The organism is Nocardia sp. SYP-A9097 (assembly GCF_009649815.1).
Lineage (GTDB): Bacteria > Actinomycetota > Actinomycetes > Mycobacteriales > Mycobacteriaceae > Nocardia.
This window is the reverse complement of the sequence record NZ_WJIC01000015.1, coordinates 53713-76214: the sequence shown is the minus strand read 5'-3', so window position 1 is coordinate 76214 and position 22502 is coordinate 53713. Positions and strand designations below refer to the sequence as shown.

Here is a 22502-nt window from a genome sequence, read left to right as displayed (position 1 = left end):
ACTCCCGAACGTAGCGTCGATGATCATGACGACCGATCGCCCCAGCGAAGTCCTGCCCCTGCGTGACCGCCTCCGCGCCGCATTGCCGGTGGCCATGAAGGCCCGCGATCGAAGTGCCACCGCCGCACTTCGATCCGCGCTCGGGGCGATCGACAATGCCGAGGCCGTGGATGCCTCGGATGTCCGCGCAGGCGCGATCGAGTCCGCCGCAGTCGGATTGGGTACCGCCGAGCGCGCCCGCCGAATCCTGACTGAAGCCGATATCGAGTCGATCGTGCAGTCGGAAGTCGACGACCGCCGCACCGCCGCAACGGAATACGACGCCCTGAGCGGCGGCGCCGACCGCGCCGCATCGCTGCGCACCGAAGCAGATGCACTGGCCGCTCACCTCGAGCGGTAAAGAACAAAGACAAAGAGACAAGACCCAGCCCCGAAGTCGCATTCGTCCGAATCAATCAACATGGATGTAATGACGCTGGTAAACGTCGAGAAGATCCCCGCGCCCGGCCAGGTCGACTCGACCGAGATATGGGTCGGCCACCTCTCTGCCCGTACGAATCCAGGGTGATGTCTACCCCCGCCCCCGAACCGCATTGATGTATCGACCGGCGAACCAGCGCTGAATGATTCGGACAATCGGCCCGCCGACCCGGGTGTACCAAGCTCCAGGTCGCGAGAACGCAGCCACTACGCCATAAACCGACCCATCGGCCGCGTCGTATTCGACCGCGAACAATTCCTCTCCACTCTCGGGGTGACCAGGAAGCGTGCCGTAGGCGAATCCCAGTCGATCGGGTTCGTCCAAGACATAAACCACTCGGCAAGGCGCGGTGACCCCGAGCGGCCCGAGGCCGAGGCGGACGGTCAGTTCGGTGCCGGGTTCGGCAGTCGGCGTGCCGGCCTCGACGAAAATCCCAGTCCGGCGCTGCATTTCGTAAGCGAGGATCGCCGCCCCCGCCTGTTCGAACAATGCTCGCCCCGAACCGATTCGGCGGCGGAGCCGGAAGTGGTCGTAACCCGGCGGGAATTCCCCCTTGGTGGCTCCGACATCGGAATAGGTGAATGGGGCCGAAGCGGGTTCCTGCGACATACCTACATCCTGGCCCCACCGCGTACATCTCGGCCCCACCACGCTTGGGACTGCCCCCTGCATCCCGGTGTCAGCACACCGAATGCCGGTGTCAGTGCGGGCTCAGCGGTTTGAGTCGGACGGGCATTTGATGGATCAGGCCAAGTGGATTCAGGTAGTTCCGGCCTCGTCGTAGACCCCAGTGCAGGCAGGCGCTGACCGGACATCCATTGTGGCCGCTATCGAGGGTGCCGATAGCTGTGCCGCGATTCACGGTGCGGCCCACCGGGATTGACGGAGTCACCGGCTCATAGGTGGTGCGCAGCCCGCCAGGATGGTCGATGGACAGCACCGGTTTACCCGCGATCGTCCCGGCGAAGGCCACGGTCCCACCTCCGGCGGCGAGCACCGACTGCCCGGGCGACCCCGCGAGATCCACGCCGCGATGCCCCGGCAACCAGTTCCGCTCCGGCTTGTCGAAGACGCGGACCACCGCCGGTCGCGGCTGTAGCGGCCAGCCGAAGTCTGCGGGGGCGGCGAGGCACACCGGGGCGAGCGGGATGGACCCGAGCAGCAGCAGGGGCAACCAGCCGAGGGCGATCGACACGATCAGGCGCATGCCTCACTGTGCGCGTCCGCGCGCCGGTCCCGGCTACCGTGAACGGCGATTGTGGATACCCCGCACGATGTGAATACCGTGTGGTTGAAAACTTTGAAAGTGGCTGGACCAGGCGTTCTTCGCCAGCTTGCCCGTAGATAGAAGGAGAATGCCGATGGGCTCCGCCGAGCCGTCCGGAAATCCCGCGAATCCGGATATCGCTGCGGTCGAACAGGAGATCGCCGCTAACGAGGCCCGGATCGAAGAGGTTGTCGAGGCCGAGGCGCAGGAGATCGATTACCGCTTCACCCTCGCCAATGAGCGCACCTTCCTGGCCTGGATGCGCACCGCGCTGGGTCTGCTCGCGGGCGGTGTCGCGGTGCACGAATTGGTGAAACCGTTCCATCACCGTGGTGTTCGCTCGGCGGTTGCTATCAGCTGCATCGTGCTCGCGGGCGTTATCGCGGTCGGCGCGTACGGCCGCTGGCAGCATGTGCAGGCCGCGATGGAGCGTGGCGGGAAGCTGCCGCGCACGCTCATGGTGCCGATTCTGGCCGGCGGTATCGCGGTTATCGCGGTGCTGGCGGGCATCGGCCTGCTGCTGTCGTGACCAGCCCCGAGGCGGGTCTCGCCGCGGAGCGCACCTCTCTGGCGTGGCGTCGTACCGCGATTGCGGCAATGGCCAATGCGGTGCTGTTCCTCAAAGCCGCTTTCGAGAGTGATTGGCGTCCGGTGGCGGTGGCCGAATTCTTCGCGTGCATGGCGTTATTGGTGGTCACGGCGGTATGTGTGCGTCGCGGTCAGGTCTTGCATTCGCATCGCAAGGGTGACTGGAGCCATGGTGCGCGCGGTATTCGCGCGACAGCTGTCGCGATTGCCGGGGTGGCGGTGGTCGCGTTGCTGTTCGCGGTCGAATACGCCGTCTTGCAGAAGTGACTATCCCCAGGCCAGCGCCCTGCTCGCAGGGCCGATTTCGGTCCTGGATGACGGCACCGTAAACTGATCGAGCGGTTTGCTTGAACGCAATCCGACTTCGCGCGCCCATATCGAGGGTCGTCGGCTGGTCCCCCCAAAGATTTTTTGTGGAGGTTCCGGTGGCCGTGGGCGCCAGGGCAGAGATCGCCGATCTCTGCGTCAACCAGCAATGAAAGGGTTACGAGGCCATGCCCGTCGTAACAATGCGGCAGCTGCTCGACAGCGGCGCCCACTTTGGACACCAGACCCGTCGCTGGAACCCGAAGATGAAGCGTTTCATCTTCACCGACCGCAACGGCATCTACATCATCGATCTTCAGCAGACGCTGACCTACATCGACAAGGCCTACGAGTTCGTCAAGGAGACTGTCGCCCACGGTGGCACCGTCCTCTTCGTCGGTACCAAGAAGCAGGCCCAGGAGTCGATCGCGGCCGAGGCCACTCGCGTCGGCATGCCCTACGTCAACCAGCGTTGGCTCGGTGGCATGCTCACCAACTTCGGCACCGTGCACAAGCGCCTTCAGCGTATGAAGGAGCTCGAGGCCATGGAGCAGACCGGTGGCTTCGAGGGTCGCACCAAGAAGGAAATCCTCATGCTTACGCGTGAGAAGAACAAGCTCGAGCGCACCCTCGGTGGCATCCGGGACATGGCCAAGGTTCCGTCGGCCATCTGGGTTGTCGACACCAACAAGGAGCACATCGCCGTCGGTGAGGCTCGCAAGCTGAACATCCCGGTCATCGCGATCCTGGACACCAACTGCGATCCCGACCTGGTCGACTACCCGATCCCGGGTAACGACGACGCGATCCGTTCGGCCGCGCTGCTCACCCGCGTTGTGGCTTCCGCCGTTGCCGAGGGCGTGCAGGCTCGTGCCTCGCGTGCCGGTGGCGACTCCAAGCCGGAGGCCGCCGAGCCGCTGGCCGAGTGGGAGCAGGAACTGCTGTCGTCGGCCACCCCGGCCGCCGAGGCCGAGACCGCTGAGGCTCCGGTCGCCGAGACCGCCGCCGAGGCCGCGGTTGCCGAGGTTCCCCCGGCTTCCACCCCGGCTGATTTCTGAGTCGCGTCCTTAACGACGTTCGTTCACCCTGCCGCCCCTTCCTGTTCGGAAGCGGGCGGCAAGGTGTGACCACCACAGACCAACACTGAGGAGGCTCGCCCGACATGGCGAACTACACCGCCGCTGACGTGAAGAAGCTTCGCGACCTCACCGGCTCCGGCATGATGGACTGCAAGCGGGCGCTCGAGGAGACCGACGGCGACTTCGAGAAGGCCGTTGAAATCCTGCGCATCAAGGGCGCCAAGGACGTCGGCAAGCGCGCTGAGCGCGCCACCGCCGAAGGTCTGGTCACCGCCCTCGAGGGCGTGCTGATCGAGATCAACTCCGAGACCGACTTCGTCGCCAAGAACGCGGAGTTCCAGGAGCTGGCCAACGCTGTCGTCGCCGCTGCGGCGAAGGCTCGTCCGGCCGACCTGGATGCGCTCAAGGCTGTCGACCTGGGCGGCAAGACCGCCGATCAGGCCGTGCAGGAGCTGGCCGCCAAGATCGGCGAGAAGCTCGAGCTGCGTCGCGTCGTCTCCTACGACGGCCCGGTCGCGACCTACCTGCACAAGCGTGCCACCGATCTGCCCCCCGCCGTCGGCGTGCTGGTGCAGTACACCGGTGACAGCGAAGCCGCCGCCGAGGCTGCCCGCGCCGCTGCCATGCAGGTTGCCGCGCTCAAGGCCAAGTACGTCACCCGCGATGAGGTCCCCGCCGACCTCGTCGAGAAGGAGCGTTCGATCGCCGAGGCGACCGCTCGCGAAGAGGGCAAGCCCGAGGCCGCCCTCGCGAAGATCACCGAAGGTCGCGTCAACGGCTTCTACAAGGACGTCGTCCTGCTGGAGCAGCCGTCGGTCACCGACAACAAGAAGACCGTGAAGCAGCTCCTGGACGAGGCCGGTGCCGTTGTCACCGCCTTCTCCCGCTTCGAGGTCGGCCAGGCGTAATCGCCTGACAAACCCAAAAGGCCCCTCGCCCATCGTATTTCGATGGGCGAGGGGCCTTTTTGCTGCTGGGCCTTCGGGTAGGCCGTGCGTGGTTACGGCAGGTTCGGCGTCTGACCGCTCGACATGCTGCCGGTGGCGACGAGTGCGGCGAGGATGGCCGAGGAGACCGCGGGGCCACTGCCGGTGTTGGCGCTCCCGGAGGCGGGTCGCGTTCCGTCGAGTGGAATATCCGCCGAGGCTTGGCCCGCGGTCAGCGCCACCGCGATTGTCAGACCGGCTATCGCCATGCCTGTCCGGTATGCGAAGTTCATGCCCGGAACATTAGCGAAATATGCATATTTCATAATCTGTTTCGCGAATCCTCAGTGGCTGCCGCATGTCATGCACACGCCGGAGCCGGTGAGGATCGCCGTGATGATCGGGGTCCAAATTGCGTGCACGGCCGAACTCCCATTCGCCTCGGCACTGAACGAACTGAAGTCGGGCAGGTGATTGGCTTGGGCCCAGCTGCTCTCGGTATTCAGTAGCGGGCCGATTACCGGGCCGAGGATATTGGCCGAGCCGGTGGCCGAGCCCGTACCCGAGCCGGTAGGGGTGTCCGAGACCGTGGTGGCGGCCGGGTTGTCGGCGGCGGGGGTGAGGGTGATGTCGGCGGCTGCGGTTCCGGTACCGGCGCCGAGGACCGTGGTGACTGCCAGTGCGGCGAGTCCGCCGGAAATGGTCCGGTTCGAGAATCGTGTCATGGCCGGAGATGCTATTTGAAATCACGGCATTTCAAATAAGTTTCAGCCGATCGGACGATTTTGTAGCGGGGTCAGCTGGTGGATGTCGTGCTTCAGGCGGAGTTCACCGATGAGATCCGGGGTCGCCTGGCCGGAGAGCAGGAGTTCGCTCAGTTCGGCGAGGTACTTCTCGTGCCCGGAAGGCGTGACCAGGAACAGCATCTTGGCCGTAGAACTGCCCGGGTTGTGGAACGCGTGCGGGCAGCCCGCCGGGACGTGCATGAAAGCGCCTGGGCCGCCGCGGAATACGGTCATGCCGTCTTCTGCTTGCCAGGTGGTCCAATCGCCGATGGGGTCGGCGGCGGGGTGGAAGGCCAGGAGGTCGAGTTCGCCTTCGACGACGTAGAAGATTTCCTCGGCGTGGCCGTGCCAGTGCGCGCCTACGTCGAAACCCGGTGGGACCTGGGCTTCGAAGGCCGACCAGACGTCCGAGCGATCCGCGCCGACCTTGAGGGTCATGGTGGGCTGGACTCTTTCGCCCGCGCCCGGTGGGAGGAGCAGGCCGTTGCCGGCGAGCAGTCCGTCGGTCATGGTGTGCCTCAGAGCTTCCAGTCGGTGGCCCGAGCCCAGTCGGCGAGGGTCATCAGGCGGGGGTGGGCGGCGCGCAGGGCGGCGATATCGATGGCGGGGGCGGGGTGTGCGTTGAAGTAGGCGAACATCTTGGCCACCTGCTCGTCGAAGGCTCGGAGCTGTTCGATCGGGATCTGGACGGTGCGCGGGGTCAATCCGCTTGTCGCGGCCAGGGTTTCGGCGATCTGGACGGGTGTGAGGATGTCTCCGGCGAGTCCGAGGGTGCGGCCGAGGAATTCGTCCGGCCGCTCGAAGGCGATTGCCGCGAATTCGCCGATATCGTGTACGGAGATCAGCGCCATGGGTGTTTCGGGTACCATGGCCAGGGCCAGCACCAGATTGTCGCCATCGCGGGTGGGCCGGTTGTAGGTGGCGAAATTGTCCATGAAGGACACCGGCCGCAGCATGGTGAACGGCAGGTCGAGGGCGCGAATGTAGTCCTCGATATGTTCTTTCGCGTCGTAGTACTCGATGCCCGAGCCCATCTCGACGCCATTGAGCGAGCTGTAGACCAGGTGTGAGATACCGGCTTTCAGCGCGAGGTCGGCGACGGTGCGCCCATGTCGCTCCTCGTCCGCGATCGCCTCCAGGCTGATATTGACCCCGGACATCATGGTCAGCATCAGGAAGACGCCGTAGGCCCCGTCCATGGCCGTGCGCAGCGATTCGGCGTCCGCCAGATCGCCGGTGACGAGCCGCGCGCCCGCCTCGCGCAGTGCCACGGCCTTGGGTGCTTCCGGATCGCGTACGAAAGCTCTTACCTCCCAGCCTCTTTCGAGTAGTGCCCGGGCGGCGGCCCCGCCTTGCTTACCGGTTGCTCCGATGACCAGAATCGGTCCGTTGTGCGCTGTCATGATGGCTCCCCAGGTTCTCGATCTGCTGATCACGTTAGGAAGTCGCGCGCGGATCTGTCCTGGTGGCGATACTGCTACCCAAAGGCTCTGCACGGGGGAAGTCGAAATGGTAAGTGGCAACGGCAATCCCGGACCATCCCGGCACGCACAGCTGGGCGAGTTCCTGCGCGCCCAGCGGGCGAAGCTGCAACCGCGGGATGTGGGTCTGCGCCCGTATGGCGATCCGGCGCGCAGGCGCACCCCGGGTTTGCGGCGCGAGGAGGTCGCCGAACTCTCCGGTGTCGGCCTGACCTGGTACACCTGGCTCGAACAGGGCCGGGATGTGGCGGCCAGTACGCAGGTTATCGACGCGTTGGCCCGTACGCTGCGCCTGGATCCGGATCAGCACAGTCACCTGCGCTTCCTGGCGGGCCTGGCCGAACCGTACGACCGCAATGCCGATTCGGACCGGAAACGCCTGCAGCGCTTGGTGGATGCGTCGATGCCGAATCCGGCCGTCATCTATGACCCGGATTTCAACTATCTGGTGTGGAACACCGCCTACGTGTGCGTCCGGCACGATCCGCTGGAATTGCCGCCGCGGCAACGCAATCTGATGTGGATGATGTTCACCGACCCCGCTAATCGTGAGCGCATGCCACGCTGGGAGTTCGCCGCCATGGCGGTGCTGAGCCAACTGCGGGAGGCGATGGGCCGTCGTCCCGGTGATCCCGCCCTGGCCGCGCTGGTCGCCGATTTGAGTGCGGCCAGCCCGGAATTCCGCGACTGGTGGACGGAGTATTCGATTCACCGATTCCGTCCCAGCACCGTGGTCGTCGAGCACGCGGGTGTCGGTGTGATCGAGTTGGAGCTGTTCCAATTGCGCCCGGTCGAGAACCCCGGCCTGCTGATGGTCGTGCAGGTGCCGACCGGGGAGATCGCGGCCGGGCGCATCGCGACTCTGCTGGCGCGCGTGGGCGAGTCGCCGAATGTCACGAATTCGGACTCGGTATAGAGGGTCGCCGCACCGTCGCACCCGCGCGTGGTGCAGGATAGACAGAAGTTTGTTGCCGTCCCGTGTGGTTTGCTGCGCCGGGATGGTCTTTTCATGTGCGTGGTTACGCATCACCGCCGAGGACAAGGAGACCGATGACGGACCCGGATACGGCCCCGGACCGCAAGGGCTATCGCCGAGTGCTCCTCAAGCTGGGTGGCGAGATGTTCGGTGGCGGCAAGGTCGGTCTCGATCCCGACGTCGTGCAGGCGGTCGCGGAGCAGATCGCGGAGGTCGTCGAGGACGGCGTTCAGGTCGCGGTGGTCATCGGTGGCGGCAATTTCTTCCGTGGCGCGGAGCTCGAGGAGCGCGGTATGGAACGCGCCCGCTCGGATTACATGGGCATGCTCGGCACCGTGATGAACAGCCTTGCGCTGCAAGACTTCTTGCAGAAGCAGGGCATCGACACCCGGGTGCAGACGGCCATCACCATGGGTCAGGTCGCCGAACCGTATCTGCCGTTGCGCGCCAAGCGGCATCTGGAGAAGGGCCGCGTCGTGATCTTCGGTGCGGGGATGGGCATGCCCTACTTCTCCACCGACACCACGGCTGCGCAGCGCGCGCTGGAGATCGGCGCGGAGGTGGTGTTGATGGCCAAGGCGGTCGACGGCATTTTCAGCGCGGACCCGCGGGAGGACCCGACCGCCACCATGTTCACCGAGGTCACCCATAAAGAGGTGCTCGAACAGGGCTTGAAGGTGGCCGACGCCACCGCGTTCAGCTTGTGCATGGACAACCAGATGCCGATGCTGGTGTTCAATTTGTTGACGAAGGGCAATATCGCCCGTGCGGTTGCCGGTGAGAAGATCGGCACGCTGGTCCGTTCGTGACCACCGAGAAGAACGAATGACGCTGTGGAGGAAACGCCGTGATTGAAGAAGCGCTCTTCGACGCCGAGGAAAAGATGGAGAAGGCCGTCTCGGTGGCGAAGGACGACCTGGGTGCCATTCGGACCGGTCGCGCGAATCCGGGCATGTTCTCCCGGATCGTCGTCGACTACTACGGGTCGCCCACGCCCATCACCCAGATCTCCGGCATTACGGTGCCGGAGCCGCGCATGGTGATCATCAAGCCGTATGAGCAGTCGCAGTTGGGGGCCATCGAGACCGCCATTCGCAACTCGGATCTCGGCGTGAACCCGACCAATAACGGTGACATCATCCGGGTGTCCGTCCCGCAGCTCACCGAGGAGCGGCGCCGGGAGATGGGCAAGCAGGCGCGGTCCAAGGGTGAGGACGCCAAGATCTCCATCCGCAATGTGCGCCGTAAGGCCATGGAAGAGCTGGGTCGCATCCAGAAGGATGGCGAGGCCGGTGAGGACGAGGTCGGTCGCGCCGAGAAGGATCTGGACAAGACGACTGCCCGGTACGTCGCGCAGATCGACGAACTGGTCAAGCACAAGGAAGCCGAACTGCTCGAGGTCTAGCGGTTCGCCGGCGCTTCGAATCCGGCAACGGCTGCTCGGTATCTGGAACGGACGGTCGGCGGCGCCGGCCGGGGGTAGGGACGAACGGACGACAAGTGAGCGACAGGACAATCGTGGCCGAAGAAACTGCCGCCACCGGTGATGTGACGCCGCCCGGCGCGGGCACCGCGGGATCGATGCCCGCGCCCGCGCCGGGCGTGCCCGAGTCCGAGTCGAGTTCGGGCGGAGCGCAGGCCGGTTCACCGGCCGACAGTTCACCGTCCGCCGCCTCGCAGCCGATAGGTTCCGGAGCCGAATCCGTCGACTCGCAGCCCGCAGTGGGTGTCGACTCGTCCGCGATTGTCGGTGCGCAGGTGGCGGCCGAGTCCGGTTCACCGTCCGCCACTCCTGAGACTCCCGCCCCGCCCGCATCCAAAGCGGGCCGCAATCTGCCCGCCGCACTCGGTGTCGGTTTCGGTTTGGGCTTGTCGCTCATAGCGATTCTGCTGTTCGCGCCCAAGGTGCTGATCGGTGTGATCGCCGCGGCCGTCGCGGTGGCCACCTGGGAGGTCGCCAAGCGGCTGCGTGAGGCCGATGTCCTGGTGCCGCGCATCCCATTGCTGCTGGGTGGGCAGGCGATCATCTGGCTGGCTTGGCCGTTCGGCCCGCAGGGTGTGCTCGGCGCGTTCGGCGCGACCGCGCTGACGGTCATGGTGTGGCGCCTGTTCGACCACGGCCTGCGCGCGACTCCGCGAAACTATTTGCGCGACACCGCGATCAGTGCGTTCACGCTGTCCTGGATTCCGCTGCTGGCCGCGTTCGCGGTCCTCATGCTGACCCAGGACGACGGCAATCTGCGCGTGCTGACCTTCATGATCCTGGTGGTCTGCTCCGATGTCGGCGGCTATATCGCGGGTGTGCTGTTCGGTAAGCATCCGATGGTCCCGCACATCAGCCCGAAGAAATCCTGGGAGGGTTTCGGCGGTTCCCTGGTCTTCTGTGTCATCGGTGGCCTGCTCACGGTAACGCTGCTGCTGCAGGCCAATTCGATGATCGGTGTGCTGCTGGGTGCGGCCCTGGTCCTGGTGGCCACCAGTGGCGATCTGATCGAATCGCAGGTCAAGCGCGAACTCGGCATCAAGGATATGGGCACCCTGCTGCCCGGCCACGGCGGCATCATGGACCGCTTGGATTCCATGCTGCCGTCCGCGTTCGTGGCCTGGCTGGTGCTGACCGCACTGTTGTAGGCGATCCCTCTCAGTCGATCGACCAGGTCATACCGAATTCGCCGAGCGCGTCCAGGAATTCGTCCGCGTCGAACATCTCGGCGGGGGACTGTGCGCCCGGCTTGATACCGCCGTCCGCGATGCGAACCGCGACCTCGACGGCCAGTTGTGCGCTGTTGCGGTACGCGTCCGGGCCACTTCCGGTGCCGCGCAGGTGTTTTCCGTCGCGGTACAGGTCCACCACCATCGAGTAGGCCGCTGCCGCGCCGGGGGTTTCCGGGGCATTCGCCAGGTCCGCTTCGGTTACGGTGCCGACGATCTCGAAGATCTCCTTGGCCAGTACGCCCTCCACCGACCGCACCGCGATATGGCGAGGGATGGTGATCACATTCGGTTGCGGAAACTTCATGACCGCAATGGGTTCCACGGCCCCGGGCGGTACGAAGCTGTCACTGCGCGGCTGCGGGCCGGTGTGGAATTCGCCGTCCAGGTAGGAGAGTCCACCGCTGGTGAAGACCTCGAGATTGTTGAAGACGGTGCGCATACTGCCGCGTGAGCCCTCCCCGCCGGGTGCGGCGATATGGCTGAGCACGATCTCGTCCACCGCGCCGAACCGCCGCGCCCCCAGGTCGGCCAGTAGATCGCCGAAGACGCCCGCCTCGGTGATCGCCGTGGCCAGTGTGACTCCCGCCGCGGCGGCCTGTGACCCGTATTCGTCGTAGATCTTCTTGACGAACAGTTGCTCACCGGCGACGTCGACATAGTGCGCTCCGGCCGAAATCGCCGCTCGCACAATGCCTTCGCCATTGCCGGTGTAGTCGGGCAGGGTGCTGATCACCACATCGACGCCGGTGAAGGCGGCGACCAAGGCGGTGTGATCATCGGCCGCGGCGACTCGTACCTCTGCTCCGAAACCGTTGAGCCGCTCTGCGTTCCGGCCCACCACCACGGTTTCGATGCCGCGCCGCCGTAGTTCGTCGACGACGAATCCGCCGACGTGTCCACTGGCTCCATACACTGCGATCTTCATGCCCGCTCCTTGCTCGTTCTCGGTGATGAACTCACTGTATGAGCGAAAGCGAAGACGATAAATCTCTCAGAATCCGTCGATGATGTTCCATCGTCTTGCGGTCTATTCTTTTCGGTATGGACGTACTCAGCGAGGTGCTGGCCACCGCGCGCACCGGCAGCCCGGCCTCGGGCATGTTCGTGCGGCATGCGCCTTGGGGGCGTGCGTATCCGCGCATCGAGAGCGCGGGATTCCATGTCGTACTTCAGGGTTCGTGCTGGTTGACCCGCCCGGAGGCCGATCCCATCGCCCTCGGTATCGGTGATGTGGTCTTCATGGCGCGCGGTGTCGCGCATGAGTTGGTCGATGCGCTCGGCTCGCCGATCACCGAGACCGCCGGACCGGCCGATGTGCGCTTCGTCGATGGGCCCGGCCCGGTCGCGACCCTGCTCTGCGGGTCCTATCAATTGGCCGGTGATCGCACCCATCCGCTGCTGGCGGAACTGCCCGAGGTGGTGCATATTCCCTCGCGCCTGGGCAGTCACGCCTCATTGCGGGCGGCGGTGGATCTGCTCGCCGATGAGCTCGATGATTCGCGTCCCGGCGGTGACGCGGCGATCCCGCCGCTGCTGGATCTGCTGCTGCTGTACATTCTGCGCGCCTGGTTCGCCGATGCGGCATCGAGTGAATTCTCCGGCTGGGCAGCGGCTTTCGCGGATCCGGGTATCTCGGCGGCCCTGCGTGGTATGCATGAGAATCCGGCGCACGGATGGACGGTCGAATCGCTGGGGGAGCGGGCGGGGCTCAGTCGCGCGGCGTTCGCGAAACGGTTCACCGCGCTGGTCGGTGAGCCGCCGCTGGCCTATCTCACCCGCTGGCGCATGATCACCGCGGCGCGGTTGCTGCGGGATTCCGACGCGCCGCTGGCGAGTGTGGCCCGCCGTACCGGATACGGTTCGGAGTACGCCTTCGGTAAGGCATTCAAACGCGAATACGGTACTGCCCCAGGGCAATACCGTAAATCCGCGGACGATCTACTGCTGGTGGGAGTGTGACCGCCGCCGGCGGTTCGTCAGCCGTGTTTCTTGGCGGCATGCCGGAACTGCAGAATGCGGTAGCCGCCGACGAGCGCGGTGAACAGCGCCCCGGCGAGTACCGACAGCAGCACCAGTACACCGATGGGCAGGTTCCAGTCCCAGGCGAAGAGTGAGACGTGCGCCTGGTCCAGGTTCTGCAGAATGAAGATGAGTACGACGATGCCGAGTACGGCGGCGATGACGAGGCCGACCCAGGCGTAACCGGCGCGGGTTTTCAGGACGCCCTGGCCCTTGTTCTTACCTGTACTCGGGGTCGGCTCCGGCCCGGCGTTCGGTACGGCGTCACCAGTCATAGCTCGATCATTGCCGATGGCTATGACCGGTGCACGCATATCGCCGCTTATCGGCTATATGTCGTTTCTGTTGGGTGTCAGCCAGTTCACTGTCGTCGAGCTCACGGCGAATGTGATGAGCGCATCGCACCCCGCACGCCCGAAACGGCTGTCCGGATGGAACACTGGAAGGGTTATGACTGCCATCCCCGTACCCCTCGTTTTCGACGCCCCTCGCCGTGGCCTGCCGCCCCGGCATCTCGCCGACCTCGATGCGCAGGAACGCAAGGCGGCGGTCGAGGAGCTCGGGCTCCCCAAATTCCGCGCCGATCAGATCGCGCGCCAGTACTACGGTCGCCTGGTCGCCGATCCGGCCCTGATGACCGATCTGCCCGAGGCCATGCGCGCCAAGGTCGGCGAGGCCCTGTTCCCGCCGCTGCTCACCGAGGTCCGCAATGTGGTCTGTGATGACGGCAGCACCCGCAAGACGCTGTGGCGTGCGGGTGACGGCACGCTCCTGGAGAGCGTCCTCATGCGCTACACCGACCGCAACACCCTCTGCATCTCCAGCCAGGCGGGCTGCGGTATGGCCTGCCCGTTCTGTGCCACCGGCCAAGCGGGCCTGACCCGCAACCTGTCCACCGCCGAAATCGTCGACCAGGTGCGCGCCGCGGCCGCCGCCCTGCGCGACGGCGAGGTCACCGGCGGCCCCGGCCGCCTCTCCAATATCGTCTTCATGGGCATGGGCGAACCCTTGGCCAACTACAAGCGTGTGGTGAACGCGGTGCGCCGAATCACCTCGCCCGCGCCCGACGGTTTGGGTATTTCTCAACGCAACGTTGTGGTGTCCACGGTGGGTTTGGCCCCCGCGATCCGCAAGCTTGCCGATGAGGACTTGTCGGTGACTTTGGCTGTGTCGCTGCATACTCCGGATGATGAGCTGCGGGATACGCTGGTGCCGGTGAACAACCGGTGGGCGATTGCTGAAGTTCTCGATGCGGCACGGTATTACGCGGATAAGTCGGGTCGTCGGGTGTCGATCGAGTACGCGTTGATCCGGGATATCAATGATCAGCCGTGGCGTGCGGACATGTTGGGGCAGAAGCTGCATAAGGCGTTGGGTTCGCGGGTGCATGTGAATCTGATCCCGTTGAATCCGACACCGGGGTCGAAGTGGGATGCTTCGCCGAAACCTGTTGAGCGGGAGTTTGTTCGGCGCGTTGAGGCGCAGGGGGTGCCGTGTACGGTGCGTGATACGCGGGGGCAGGAGATCGCTGCGGCGTGCGGGCAGTTGGCTGCTGAAGGCTGATCGTGGCCGTTCACGGTAATTTCGTCTGAGCTGCCTCTGCACCAGCGTGGTGTCCGGATCGCGCTGTTACCGGCGCGCCGAGCTGGCCCGAGACGAAGACGAGATCACCTGCCTGCCGGGACCGCGTTCGGCTGAGTGGATATCCCGAAACTAGACCTATTGGTTCGCTATGATCGAGGTGATCGAGTGCACCTGGAGAGGCGTGTCACCGTTCGGCATCGTGGCAGCGGGGGTTTGGAAAGCGGGTCCGATGTTTCGATCTGTGTTGGTAGAGCGAGCGCCGAATGTCGGAGTCTGAAGGAGACGCCACGCAGCGCGACCTTCGGTCCGGGATCGTGGCGGAGTTGGCGGCCGCGGGATTCGACGGTGCCGAGGAGATCGGCCGCGGCGGATTCGGTGTGGTTTACCGCTGCGCGGAGCAGTCGCTGGATCGCACCGTCGCTGTGAAGGTTCTGACGTCCGAAGTCCACGGTGATGAGCGTGAACGATTCGTTCGGGAGCAACACGCCCTGGGCAGGCTCTCGGGCCATCCCAACATCGTTGAGGTGTATCAGGTGGACATCACCTCCACCGGCAAACCGTTCATCGTGATGCCCTACTATCCGCAAAGTTCCCTGGACGCGCAGCTGCGTGCGGCGGGCCCATTTCACTGGCGGGACGCGCTGTCGATCGCGGTGAAGTTGGCGGGAGCGTTGGCGGCCGCACACGTGAACGATATCGTGCACCGGGATGTGAAGCCGGCTAACATTCTGCTCACCGATTACGGACAGCCGCTGTTGGCGGACTTCGGTATCGTTCGGTTCGTTAGTGAGTTCCCGACAGCGACCGGGGTCTTCGTGGGAACACCTACCTTCACCGCTCCCGAGGTCCTCAGTGGCAAAACACCACAGGCCGCAGCCGATGTATACAGTCTCGGTGCGACGCTGTTCTGCCTGATCACGGGGCATGCTGCTTTCGAGCGGCGCCCCGGCGAGTCGATGGCGGACCAATTGCGGCGAATCGCCACGGTGCCGGTCCGGGACCTGAATGTGCCGGATATGCCGGAGGAGATGGCTGCCGCGATCTGCGAGACGATGGCGATCAACCCGGCGGACAGGCCATCGGCCGCGCAGTTCGGCGAGCGGTGCCGGGAGGTGCAGCGTCGACATGGACAAACCGTCGATATGATGGCTGTTCCCGCCGCGACATCGCGTCGCCGCGGCCAAGGGACCGTTCCCGAGAAACGGATCGTCGGCATGGGTGCGGTCACACCATCCGCAGCCACGAAGTTCCGGCCACCCACATCGCCGCGGTCGTTGGTCGCACGGCCTCGACTGTTGCAGACACTGAGGCAGGGCGAGCCTCGTCGGCTGGTGCTGATCCATGGCCCGGCGGGGTTCGGGAAGAGCACGCTGGCCGTGCAGTGGACCCGTAGTCTCGAGTCGGCGGGTATGTCGGTGGCCTGGCTCGCCGTCGATGCCGACGACAACAATGTGGTGTGGTTTCTCATTCATCTGGTGGAGGCGATCCGACAAGTCAGGCCGGAGTTGGCTCAAGACCTGCACGGTGTTCTCGAGGAGCGCTCCGAGAGCAGTGTTCGCTATGTGATCGCCGCGTTGATCGATGAGATCCACGACAGCGGTGAGCCGATCGCCGTGGTGATCGACGACTGGCATCGGGTGACGAGCCGGGCGAGCATCGAGGCGATGAGCTATCTGCTCGAGCACGGTTGCCATCACCTGCGGCTGGTCGTGACCAGCAGAACTCGGACCGGGTTACCGCTGAGCACAATGAGCGTGGCCGACGAACTCGTCGAAATCGATTCCACAGCATTACGTTTCGAGGAGACCGAGGCACAGTCATTTCTCGTCGATGTCAACGGTCTGCCCCTCGATGATTTGGATATCTTGACGCTCCAGGAATCGACACAGGGGTGGGTGGCCGCGCTTCAGCTCGCGTCGCTGTCGTTGCGGGGTCGAGACGATCCCGGCGAATTCATCGGCCGGCTATCGGATCAACACCAGGCCATCGGCGATTATCTCGCCGACAACGTGCTCGACCAGGTCGACCCCGCGCTGCTGGACTTCCTCATGTCGACCAGTGTCACGGAGAAAGTTTGCGGGGATCTCGCCACCGCGCTATCCGGGGTCGCCGCCGGCGACGATATGCTCGAACAGGTGTTGAAGCAGGATTTGTTCCTGCACCGTGCCGAGGACGAAAGCCAAGACGGCAGGCAATGGTTTCGCTACCACCGGCTGTTCGCCGATCATCTCCAACACCGACTGGGAATGGACCGCGCCATCCGGTTGCACCAGATGGCATCGGCCTGGTTCGCCGACCACGGGCTGCTCAACGACGCCGTCGATCACGCTTTGGCCGCGCGGGAACCCGAACGCGTCATGCAGCTTGTTATCGATCACGGGGAGGAACTGTTCGAAAGCTCTCGGCTGGCCACCCTGTTGGGACTCGTCGCGAAGCTGCCGCGGGCCATGGCCGAAGCGAACCCTCTACTTCAGTTGTACATTGCATGGCCCAATCTCGTGGCCAACCGCCATGTCGAGGCCGGCGCCGCACTCGACCATGTCGACGTGGCACTGAACGCGGATACCGCTGACACGCAAGGATACTCGGAGCTGCGGTTCGGAGCGGCTGTGGCTCGGACAGCCTCGCAGTACGCCATCGACCGCTTCAGCCCCCTACCCGAGGTGCTGATCGCGCACCTCGACGACGAGGTCACCTCATTCTCCGCGAATGCCGCACTTCATGTCGCCTCTCTCGACGCCCTGAATCGATTCGATTTCGACGAGGTGCGTCGTCGTCAGCGGCAGGCAGCTACTTTTCTGCGGCACAGCAAAGGTCCCCTTACGGTCATGTTCGGCCACTGCCTCGCAGGTTTGGCCGCTTACGAACAGCTCGATGTCGCAGCTGCTGAAAATAGCTTTCGAACCGCTCACATGTTGGCGCTCAGGAGCGGGACACACAGCTTCGCCGCCCGGCTGGCAAGTGCTTTGCGGGGCGGGTTGCTCTACCAGATGGGGAAACTCGACGACGCCGAGGCATTGTTGGATGAAGGCCTCGAACTGGGACCCGAGGGTGGCTCGATGGAGTCTCTGATGGCCAGCTATGGAATCGGTGCACGGATCAAAGCGGTCCGCGGTAACCTCGCCGCAGCTGAGCAGCGCTTGGACGAGGGCGCGAAAATCGCGGAGAATCTCTCGGTGCCAAGGTTGGCCGCGTGCATCGTCAACGAGCGGATCCGCGCTGGTCTGCCGATCGCCGAAGAAGAACATGCCCGTTTGCTGTGGCTGGAACCATATCGGCGACAGCTGGATGGGACCAAAGCCATGACCTCCGAACTGGAACAAGACTCGGCGATTCGGCTGCTGTTGGCCGAGAGCACTCTCGGTGCGGCAGAAAGCGCCTGTGCCCGTGCGGAGTCCATGATCCATGAGATCGGAACTCAGAACCGCCCGCGAGCCCTACTGCAAGCGCAACTGACGCATATCGCCTGCCTGGCCGCCGCGGGCCGCCAGGCCGAGGCGATCCTCGCGATCGGCCCGGTACTCGCGCAATGCGCTGAACACGACCTTCCTCAGTTCGTGGTCGACAGTGGTTGGCAGTTGGCACCGATTATCACGGCCTTTCAGCACGATATCGGGGCATCGGGCCGATTGCCACCAATGTTCATGCGGAAAGTGATGGCGGCCTCGGACCTCAATCTCCGGCCATGATCACCGGAATCGGTCTCCTGCCACGAACCCGGGCCGGCGCGGTCGACGCTGGGTGAGGGGCGGCTCCCGTGCCCGGCAAGTGGCGGTCGCCGCCACTTCGCCGTCTCCGCTGGTTATGGCGTTTGTAAACGGAGGGCATGGGCGAACCCCTGGCCAACTACAAGCGCGTAGTGAACGCCGTCCGCCGCATCACCTCTCCCGCCCCCGACGGCCTCGGCATTTCCCAGCGCAGCGTCGTGGTCTCCACCGTCGGCCCGGCCCCCGCCATCCGCAAGCTCGCGGACGAGAACCTGTCCGTGACTCTCGCTGTCTCCCTGCACACTCCGGACGACGAACTCCGAGACACGTTGGTCCCGGTCAACAATCGCTGGCCGATCGCCGAAGTCCTCGACGCCGCAAGGTATTACGCCGACAAGTCCGGCCGCCGAGTCTCCATCGAATACGCCTTGATCCGAGACATCAACGACCAGCCCTGGCGCGCCGACATGCTCGGCCAGAAACTCCACAAGGCCCTGGGCTCCCGAGTCCACGTAAACCTCATCCCGCTGAACCCGACCCCCGGCAGCAAATGGGACGCCTCCCCCAAACCCACCGAACGAGAATTCGTTCGCCGAGTCGAGGCCCAAGGCGTCCCCTGCACCGTCCGCGACACCCGAGGCCAGGAAATCGCCGCCGCCTGCGGACAGCTGGCTGCCGAGGCTGAGCGGCTGCCCGGAGCGAATCCTTCCGCGAGGGTGCAGGTAGGGCGGCGGAGCCGGACAATTGGGATCCCTGGCTGCACGCTCGTCGTAGGACGAACTAGCCTGCCGGTTGTGGATCACGCATCGGGGTTAGCGGGGTTCGCGGCGTGCGCGGTGTAGTACTTCCTCCTCGGTGAGTGCGCTGTCGCCGTGGCGGGTCAGGCACATGAGTGTTGCGAGTTTGCTGAAGGCGATTCCTTCGGTGCTGCCGTAGAAGCGGCCGGTGGAGAGGCGGGAGATGTCTTCCACCTGGCCGCCTTTGGCGCGGGCCAATTCCTTGGCCGCTTGGATCTGTACCGAGGCGTTGAGGTGTCCGAAGAATTGTGTCGCGGCGTTGCCGGTGATCATATTGTGCAAGCCTTTGGGTGCCTGGGTCGCGAATACCAGGCCGAGGCCGTATTTGCGGGCCTGGGCGGCGAGCTTGATCGTGCTCTCGGTGGATGCCTTCGTACCGCTGGAGGGTGCGAAGGTCTGGGCTTCGTCCAATACCAGCAGGCCGCCGAGCGGGCGGTCGCCGGCGGGGTTTTGTTTGATCCACGCGAAGAGCGCCAATTCGAGCTGATTCACGAAGGTTTGGCGTTGTTCTTCGGTGGCCAGGCCGATGCAGCTGATCACCGAGATGCGCGCCCGTTTGCCCGGGCTGGGGCGCAGTAGCGTGCCGGGGTCGAGTCGTTCACCGGCGCCGCCGAAGACCGGGTCGTTGATCATGGCCGCGCGCAGTTCGTCGGCCATGGAGGTGGCCAGCGCGCTCGCGTTCCGGATGGTGCTGACCCCGTCCGGAAGGTCGGCGAGCAGCGCTACGAAGGCATTGAGTTCGCTGCCGCCCCGGCGGGCGAAGTAGGTCATCGCCTCGGTCAGGACCGCTGTGCCGGTGGGCAGCTTTCGCGTGGTCAGGCCGGTGCGCGGGAGTAGGCCCGCCACCGATGCGTCGACCGAGGTGCGGAATTCGTCCGGATCATCCAGTACGCCACCGAAATCGGGCAGCGGATTCAGTGCGAGCGGGCGACCGGCCTCACGCCGGGGCGTCCAGACCAGCACCTCGGTCTCGGTGAAGTAGCGTTCCGCGCGCTCGGCATCACCGTTGCTCCAGGCCTCGGGCTGTGACGGCCAGCGATCGCCCAGCTGTGCCAGGTCATTGTTGGTGTCGACCAGGATGGATGAAACGCCCTGCAGCGCGGCCTCTTCCACCAGGCGGCGCAGCAGGACGGTCTTGCCGGATCCGCTGCCCGCGAAAATCGCTGTGTGCTTTCGTAATTGCCGGAGCGGTACGTGGAAACCGCTGCCGTTCGCTATGTTTCGGCCCAGCATTATCGAGGGCACATCGACGCGGATTCGGTCCTGAACAGGTGTCACCGGTTCCGGCGCGGGCTCCGGTTCCGTGTTGAATGTGTCCGAAAACTGTTGTTCAGCAGCGAGTTCCGTCGGAATATCGGCCAGGAACTTGCTGAACAACTGCGATTCGCTCGCCGGGCGTCGAGCCATCAGCCAGCCGTGCAACTCCGGCGTGCTGTCGGCCCGCATCGCCTCCAGCGCGGTGAAAGTGCGCAGGTCATCGGCCGATATCGGTACCACGATCCCGTGCGCGGCTTCGAATTCGGCGAGCGCCGCGGTAGTGGCCCGACCTGCGGAGAATGCCGTATTCCGCAGAATCACCAGGTGCCGTTTGGCGGCCTCGGGCCCGATGCCCGCCTCCAGGCAGGCCGATCGCAGTCGAGTCAGTACGGCCGTGTGGTGACTGTGCGAGATGGCCCGAAAGCTCCAGTGCTCCTCGTCCTCGGTGGCCTCGTCGAGGGTTCGGCGCAGCCGTGCGTGCAATGCGGGCTGGACCATATTCTGTGGATCGACCATGAGATCGATCCCGCTGCCCGCCTGCTCCAGCGCATAGCAGTGCAGTGCCGAGGTCAGGATCGAAAACATAAGACCGTCTTCATGTTTCGGATCCATCGGCGCGAACACATCGGCGGTCTCGAACAGCTTGGCGAACCGATCATCGAGTTCCGCGAGGTCGCCACGCGCGGGCTGTGGTGGCGTAGGTGAGGTCGGCTGGGACCGGTCCCCGAATCCCTCGAGGTCGAAGACCTTGCGCGTGGCCAGGCAGTGCTGCACGTGCTTCTCCACCTGCTGGAGTAACCGTCGCGGCGTGAAGTGGGTGATCCCGGGATCGTCGAAAGCCTGCGGCGCGACCGGCCAGGTCGGGTAGGGCGGCTCGAAACCGGCCTCCCCGTACAGGTTTCCGAGGTGACGTTCGACGATCGCCGATGCCACCGTGGTCGATGGCATTGCCGTCGAGAGTTCGAGCACGTTGAAGCGGTCGGCCGTCGAGTTCACCGCGCGGGCGGTAATGAGCTCCCAGGATTTGGGAATACACGCGGTCACAATGAGTGTCCGGACCGTCTCCTCGCGCATCCGCATGAGGGCATCGGCAAGCCCATTGGCGAGATCGTCCCGCTTCGAGTGCGCGGATTGCGCTATGACGGAGTCGATTTGATCGATCGCCAGCACGACCGGCCCGGTGAGCGCGAACAGTCGAATCAGGTCACCGAAGATCAGTTGCGGTGCCCGGCTCCGCTGCTGGAATCCCCACGCCGCCCGATCGGCCTCGTCGAGACCGCTCTCCAATGTCAGGAAGCTGTGCCCGATATCCCGTAGCGCCCTGGCCTGGAACAACACCAGCGCGCGCAGCGTATCGCGGCATTGGAATGCCACCTCCGCGTCGAGTTCGGTTATGCGGTCGATGAATTCGTCGAGTGCGGGTCGGTTCAGCGGCAGGGTGCCGCGTAGTCGTATGCGCAGTTCGTCGCCGCAGCCGGTGCGCTCGGTGAGCGCGTCGAGCATCGGAATCAGTTGGCCGCCATCGGATCCCAGTAGTTGGCCGACGATTCCGTGTACCGCGCCCGCCCAGAATGATCGGCCGTCGATCAGTTTGGGCATGAAGAACGCGCCGCCACGCTCCTGGACGTGCTGCCGAATCCAGCCGAGCATATGGGTTTTGCCGACCCCGTGTTCACCGCTCAGGACGAGTCCGATCGGTGTGCTGTGCGGTCGGATCTCGGCCGCGTATACCGCCCGGGTGATCGCCTCCACGGCTTCCCGGTGCAGTCCGTCGACGTGATAGGTGAGCGGACTCCACACCTGGTTCGGGGTGACCGCACTACTGAACTGAATCAATGAGAGCGCATGTCGCTGCTCCTCATTCACCGAGACACCTCGATCGTCAGCAGATGTCGTGGCGTTCCGCCCAGTACGACCGCGGCCTCCTGATCCTGCGGGGTGAGGGTCTTTTGATCGGCCTCCGCGCGCACGTGAATGTGATTGCGCCGGGCCAGCGCCTCCAATGCCCGATCGACCTGGTCGCGGGGCACGCCGCCCAGCCGGTCCCGCAGATCGGCCAGCCGTAGTGGCGTGCCCCGGCCGCGGGTCAGTTCGGCGTATGCCGCCTCGACCTGGCTCGCCACATCCGGCCGGAAGATATCGGCCAGCGCGACCCCGCTGTCGTCCAGATACCGCCGCAGCCCGGCCAGTAGCGCGTACAGCGCACCGCCCGCGGAGCCCGATCGCTCGGGGCGTTCGCGGGAAAGCTCTGTGTCGCACCAGACCGCACCGCGATCGGAGAGTTCATGTACGAAGGCCCGATTCACCATGGTGCTGCTGACCAGGCCCAGGTCATTGAGGTGGCGGCGATGCTTCCCGTCGAGTTTGATCCCGGCGGTCGCGTACAGCTCGGCATTGGTCAGCTCACGGGCTTCGGCCATGAGTACCAGTAGCGCGCACCGCTCGCTCGCGGTCAGTCGCGTTTCGGACATGTCCATCTCGGTTCCTTCTTCACTGTGGTCAGGTTCGCGGATCGTCGAGCGCGATGAATTCTC

Annotated in this window: 22 protein-coding genes and 1 pseudogene; 13 read left to right on the top strand and 10 right to left on the bottom strand. The window is 64.9% G+C overall.

Going from position 1 to position 22502, the window contains the following annotated elements:
* Positions 1-25: 25 nt before the first annotated feature.
* Entirely contained in the window at positions 26-400 is a 375-nt protein-coding gene (locus GFY24_RS26545; protein ID WP_153807827.1) for a hypothetical protein, read from the top strand.
* Between the two features lie 171 nt (positions 401-571).
* Here the strand turns inward: GFY24_RS26545 and GFY24_RS26540 are convergent, their stop codons facing one another.
* Together GFY24_RS26540 and GFY24_RS26535 are read right to left on the bottom strand one after the other, a co-directional pair.
* Positions 572-1090, bottom strand: a complete 519-nt coding sequence (locus GFY24_RS26540) for a DUF1990 family protein (protein ID WP_153807826.1) — start codon at positions 1088-1090, stop codon at positions 572-574.
* Positions 1091-1181: 91 nt separating this feature from the next.
* On the bottom strand, positions 1182-1688 hold the full coding sequence (locus tag GFY24_RS26535; protein ID WP_153807825.1) for a M23 family metallopeptidase: 507 nt from the start codon (positions 1686-1688) through the stop codon (positions 1182-1184).
* Between the two features lie 154 nt (positions 1689-1842).
* On the opposite strand from GFY24_RS26535, the gene GFY24_RS26530 reads away from it, so the two are divergent.
* From GFY24_RS26530 to tsf, 4 genes are all read left to right on the top strand, one after another.
* Positions 1843-2277: a YidH family protein gene (locus tag GFY24_RS26530; RefSeq protein ID WP_153807824.1), complete on the top strand. Its 435-nt coding sequence runs from the start codon at positions 1843-1845 to the stop codon at positions 2275-2277.
* Complete coding sequence (locus tag GFY24_RS26525; protein WP_153807823.1) at positions 2274-2603, top strand: DUF202 domain-containing protein; 330 nt, start codon at positions 2274-2276, stop codon at positions 2601-2603. The genes GFY24_RS26530 and GFY24_RS26525 overlap by 4 nt, the downstream gene beginning before the upstream one ends.
* A gap of 227 nt (positions 2604-2830) precedes the next feature.
* Entirely contained in the window at positions 2831-3700 is an 870-nt protein-coding gene (rpsB, locus tag GFY24_RS26520) for a 30S ribosomal protein S2 (RefSeq protein WP_153807822.1), read from the top strand.
* 104 nt (positions 3701-3804) lie between these two features.
* Positions 3805-4629: a translation elongation factor Ts gene (gene tsf, locus GFY24_RS26515; protein WP_153807821.1), complete on the top strand. Its 825-nt coding sequence runs from the start codon at positions 3805-3807 to the stop codon at positions 4627-4629.
* 92 nt (positions 4630-4721) lie between these two features.
* Here the strand turns inward: tsf and GFY24_RS26510 are convergent, their stop codons facing one another.
* The 4 genes from GFY24_RS26510 to GFY24_RS26495 are packed head-to-tail and all read right to left on the bottom strand — an operon-like array spanning position 4722 to position 6835.
* A complete protein-coding gene (locus GFY24_RS26510; protein ID WP_153807820.1) occupies positions 4722-4940 on the bottom strand; it encodes a hypothetical protein in 219 nt (72 codons plus the stop codon).
* A gap of 51 nt (positions 4941-4991) precedes the next feature.
* Complete coding sequence (locus tag GFY24_RS26505; protein ID WP_153807819.1) at positions 4992-5372, bottom strand: hypothetical protein; 381 nt, start codon at positions 5370-5372, stop codon at positions 4992-4994.
* A 42-nt stretch (positions 5373-5414) separates the two neighbouring features.
* Positions 5415-5942, bottom strand: coding sequence for a cupin domain-containing protein (locus tag GFY24_RS26500; protein ID WP_194853031.1), 528 nt, complete (start codon positions 5940-5942; stop codon positions 5415-5417).
* Between the two features lie 8 nt (positions 5943-5950).
* Positions 5951-6835: an NmrA/HSCARG family protein gene (locus GFY24_RS26495; RefSeq protein WP_153807818.1), complete on the bottom strand. Its 885-nt coding sequence runs from the start codon at positions 6833-6835 to the stop codon at positions 5951-5953.
* A 106-nt stretch (positions 6836-6941) separates the two neighbouring features.
* On the opposite strand from GFY24_RS26495, the gene GFY24_RS26490 reads away from it, so the two are divergent.
* From GFY24_RS26490 to GFY24_RS26475, 4 genes are all read left to right on the top strand, one after another.
* Positions 6942-7829 (top strand): helix-turn-helix transcriptional regulator, encoded by an 888-nt coding sequence (locus GFY24_RS26490; protein ID WP_153807817.1) that lies wholly within the window; start codon positions 6942-6944, stop codon positions 7827-7829.
* Between the two features lie 134 nt (positions 7830-7963).
* Entirely contained in the window at positions 7964-8698 is a 735-nt protein-coding gene (gene pyrH / locus GFY24_RS26485; RefSeq protein ID WP_153807816.1) for a UMP kinase, read from the top strand.
* Between the two features lie 38 nt (positions 8699-8736).
* Positions 8737-9294 (top strand): ribosome recycling factor, encoded by a 558-nt coding sequence (gene frr, locus GFY24_RS26480; RefSeq protein ID WP_309231357.1) that lies wholly within the window; start codon positions 8737-8739, stop codon positions 9292-9294.
* A 353-nt stretch (positions 9295-9647) separates the two neighbouring features.
* Positions 9648-10520: a phosphatidate cytidylyltransferase gene (locus GFY24_RS26475; protein ID WP_309231385.1), complete on the top strand. Its 873-nt coding sequence runs from the start codon at positions 9648-9650 to the stop codon at positions 10518-10520.
* 10 nt (positions 10521-10530) lie between these two features.
* On the opposite strand, the gene GFY24_RS26470 is transcribed toward GFY24_RS26475, so the two are convergent.
* Positions 10531-11529 carry a saccharopine dehydrogenase NADP-binding domain-containing protein gene (locus tag GFY24_RS26470; protein WP_153807815.1) on the bottom strand — a complete coding sequence of 333 codons (999 nt, stop codon included), beginning with the start codon at positions 11527-11529 and terminating at the stop codon, positions 10531-10533.
* Positions 11530-11645: 116 nt separating this feature from the next.
* Between GFY24_RS26470 and GFY24_RS26465 the strand changes: the two genes are divergently transcribed.
* The gene (locus GFY24_RS26465; RefSeq protein WP_153807814.1) at positions 11646-12563 is read left to right on the top strand and encodes an AraC family transcriptional regulator; all 918 of its coding nucleotides are present in this window, start codon (positions 11646-11648) and stop codon (positions 12561-12563) included.
* Positions 12564-12580: 17 nt separating this feature from the next.
* Here the strand turns inward: GFY24_RS26465 and GFY24_RS26460 are convergent, their stop codons facing one another.
* The gene (locus GFY24_RS26460) at positions 12581-12898 is read right to left on the bottom strand and encodes a lipopolysaccharide assembly LapA domain-containing protein (RefSeq protein ID WP_153807813.1); all 318 of its coding nucleotides are present in this window, start codon (positions 12896-12898) and stop codon (positions 12581-12583) included.
* A 175-nt stretch (positions 12899-13073) separates the two neighbouring features.
* On the opposite strand from GFY24_RS26460, the gene rlmN reads away from it, so the two are divergent.
* From rlmN to GFY24_RS26445, 3 genes and pseudogenes are all read left to right on the top strand, one after another.
* A complete protein-coding gene (rlmN, locus tag GFY24_RS26455) occupies positions 13074-14186 on the top strand; it encodes a 23S rRNA (adenine(2503)-C(2))-methyltransferase RlmN (protein WP_153807812.1) in 1113 nt (370 codons plus the stop codon).
* Positions 14187-14470: 284 nt separating this feature from the next.
* Complete coding sequence (locus GFY24_RS26450; protein WP_153807811.1) at positions 14471-17896, top strand: serine/threonine-protein kinase; 3426 nt, start codon at positions 14471-14473, stop codon at positions 17894-17896.
* 134 nt (positions 17897-18030) lie between these two features.
* Positions 18031-18594: pseudogene (locus GFY24_RS26445) on the top strand (radical SAM protein); the annotation flags it as partial.
* A 132-nt stretch (positions 18595-18726) separates the two neighbouring features.
* On the opposite strand, the gene GFY24_RS26440 reads toward GFY24_RS26445, so the two are convergent.
* Entirely contained in the window at positions 18727-21834 is a 3108-nt protein-coding gene (locus GFY24_RS26440) for a helicase HerA domain-containing protein (protein WP_309231356.1), read from the bottom strand.
* Positions 21831-22445 (bottom strand): hypothetical protein, encoded by a 615-nt coding sequence (locus GFY24_RS26435; protein WP_228566683.1) that lies wholly within the window; start codon positions 22443-22445, stop codon positions 21831-21833. Before GFY24_RS26435 ends, GFY24_RS26440 begins: the two co-directional genes overlap by 4 nt.
* Positions 22446-22502 lie beyond the last annotated feature (57 nt).

Excerpts from the sequence above, each read along its gene's own strand:
- GFY24_RS26545 (WP_153807827.1), top strand. The coding sequence starts at position 26 with ATGACGACCGATCGCCCCAGCGAAGTCCTGCCCCTGCGTGACCGCCTC.
- GFY24_RS26540 (WP_153807826.1), bottom strand. The coding sequence starts at position 1,090 with ATGTCGCAGGAACCCGCTTCGGCCCCATTCACCTATTCCGATGTCGGA.
- GFY24_RS26535 (WP_153807825.1), bottom strand. The coding sequence starts at position 1,688 with ATGCGCCTGATCGTGTCGATCGCCCTCGGCTGGTTGCCCCTGCTGCTG.
- GFY24_RS26530 (WP_153807824.1), top strand. The coding sequence starts at position 1,843 with ATGGGCTCCGCCGAGCCGTCCGGAAATCCCGCGAATCCGGATATCGCT.
- rpsB (WP_153807822.1), top strand. The coding sequence starts at position 2,831 with ATGCCCGTCGTAACAATGCGGCAGCTGCTCGACAGCGGCGCCCACTTT.
- tsf (WP_153807821.1), top strand. The coding sequence starts at position 3,805 with ATGGCGAACTACACCGCCGCTGACGTGAAGAAGCTTCGCGACCTCACC.
- GFY24_RS26510 (WP_153807820.1), bottom strand. The coding sequence starts at position 4,940 with ATGAACTTCGCATACCGGACAGGCATGGCGATAGCCGGTCTGACAATC.
- GFY24_RS26505 (WP_153807819.1), bottom strand. The coding sequence starts at position 5,372 with ATGACACGATTCTCGAACCGGACCATTTCCGGCGGACTCGCCGCACTG.
- GFY24_RS26500 (WP_194853031.1), bottom strand. The coding sequence starts at position 5,942 with ATGACCGACGGACTGCTCGCCGGCAACGGCCTGCTCCTCCCACCGGGC.
- GFY24_RS26495 (WP_153807818.1), bottom strand. The coding sequence starts at position 6,835 with ATGACAGCGCACAACGGACCGATTCTGGTCATCGGAGCAACCGGTAAG.
- GFY24_RS26490 (WP_153807817.1), top strand. The coding sequence starts at position 6,942 with ATGGTAAGTGGCAACGGCAATCCCGGACCATCCCGGCACGCACAGCTG.
- pyrH (WP_153807816.1), top strand. The coding sequence starts at position 7,964 with ATGACGGACCCGGATACGGCCCCGGACCGCAAGGGCTATCGCCGAGTG.
- GFY24_RS26470 (WP_153807815.1), bottom strand. The coding sequence starts at position 11,529 with ATGAAGATCGCAGTGTATGGAGCCAGTGGACACGTCGGCGGATTCGTC.
- GFY24_RS26465 (WP_153807814.1), top strand. The coding sequence starts at position 11,646 with ATGGACGTACTCAGCGAGGTGCTGGCCACCGCGCGCACCGGCAGCCCG.
- GFY24_RS26460 (WP_153807813.1), bottom strand. The coding sequence starts at position 12,898 with ATGACTGGTGACGCCGTACCGAACGCCGGGCCGGAGCCGACCCCGAGT.
- rlmN (WP_153807812.1), top strand. The coding sequence starts at position 13,074 with ATGACTGCCATCCCCGTACCCCTCGTTTTCGACGCCCCTCGCCGTGGC.
- GFY24_RS26450 (WP_153807811.1), top strand. The coding sequence starts at position 14,471 with ATGTCGGAGTCTGAAGGAGACGCCACGCAGCGCGACCTTCGGTCCGGG.
- GFY24_RS26435 (WP_228566683.1), bottom strand. The coding sequence starts at position 22,445 with ATGGACATGTCCGAAACGCGACTGACCGCGAGCGAGCGGTGCGCGCTA.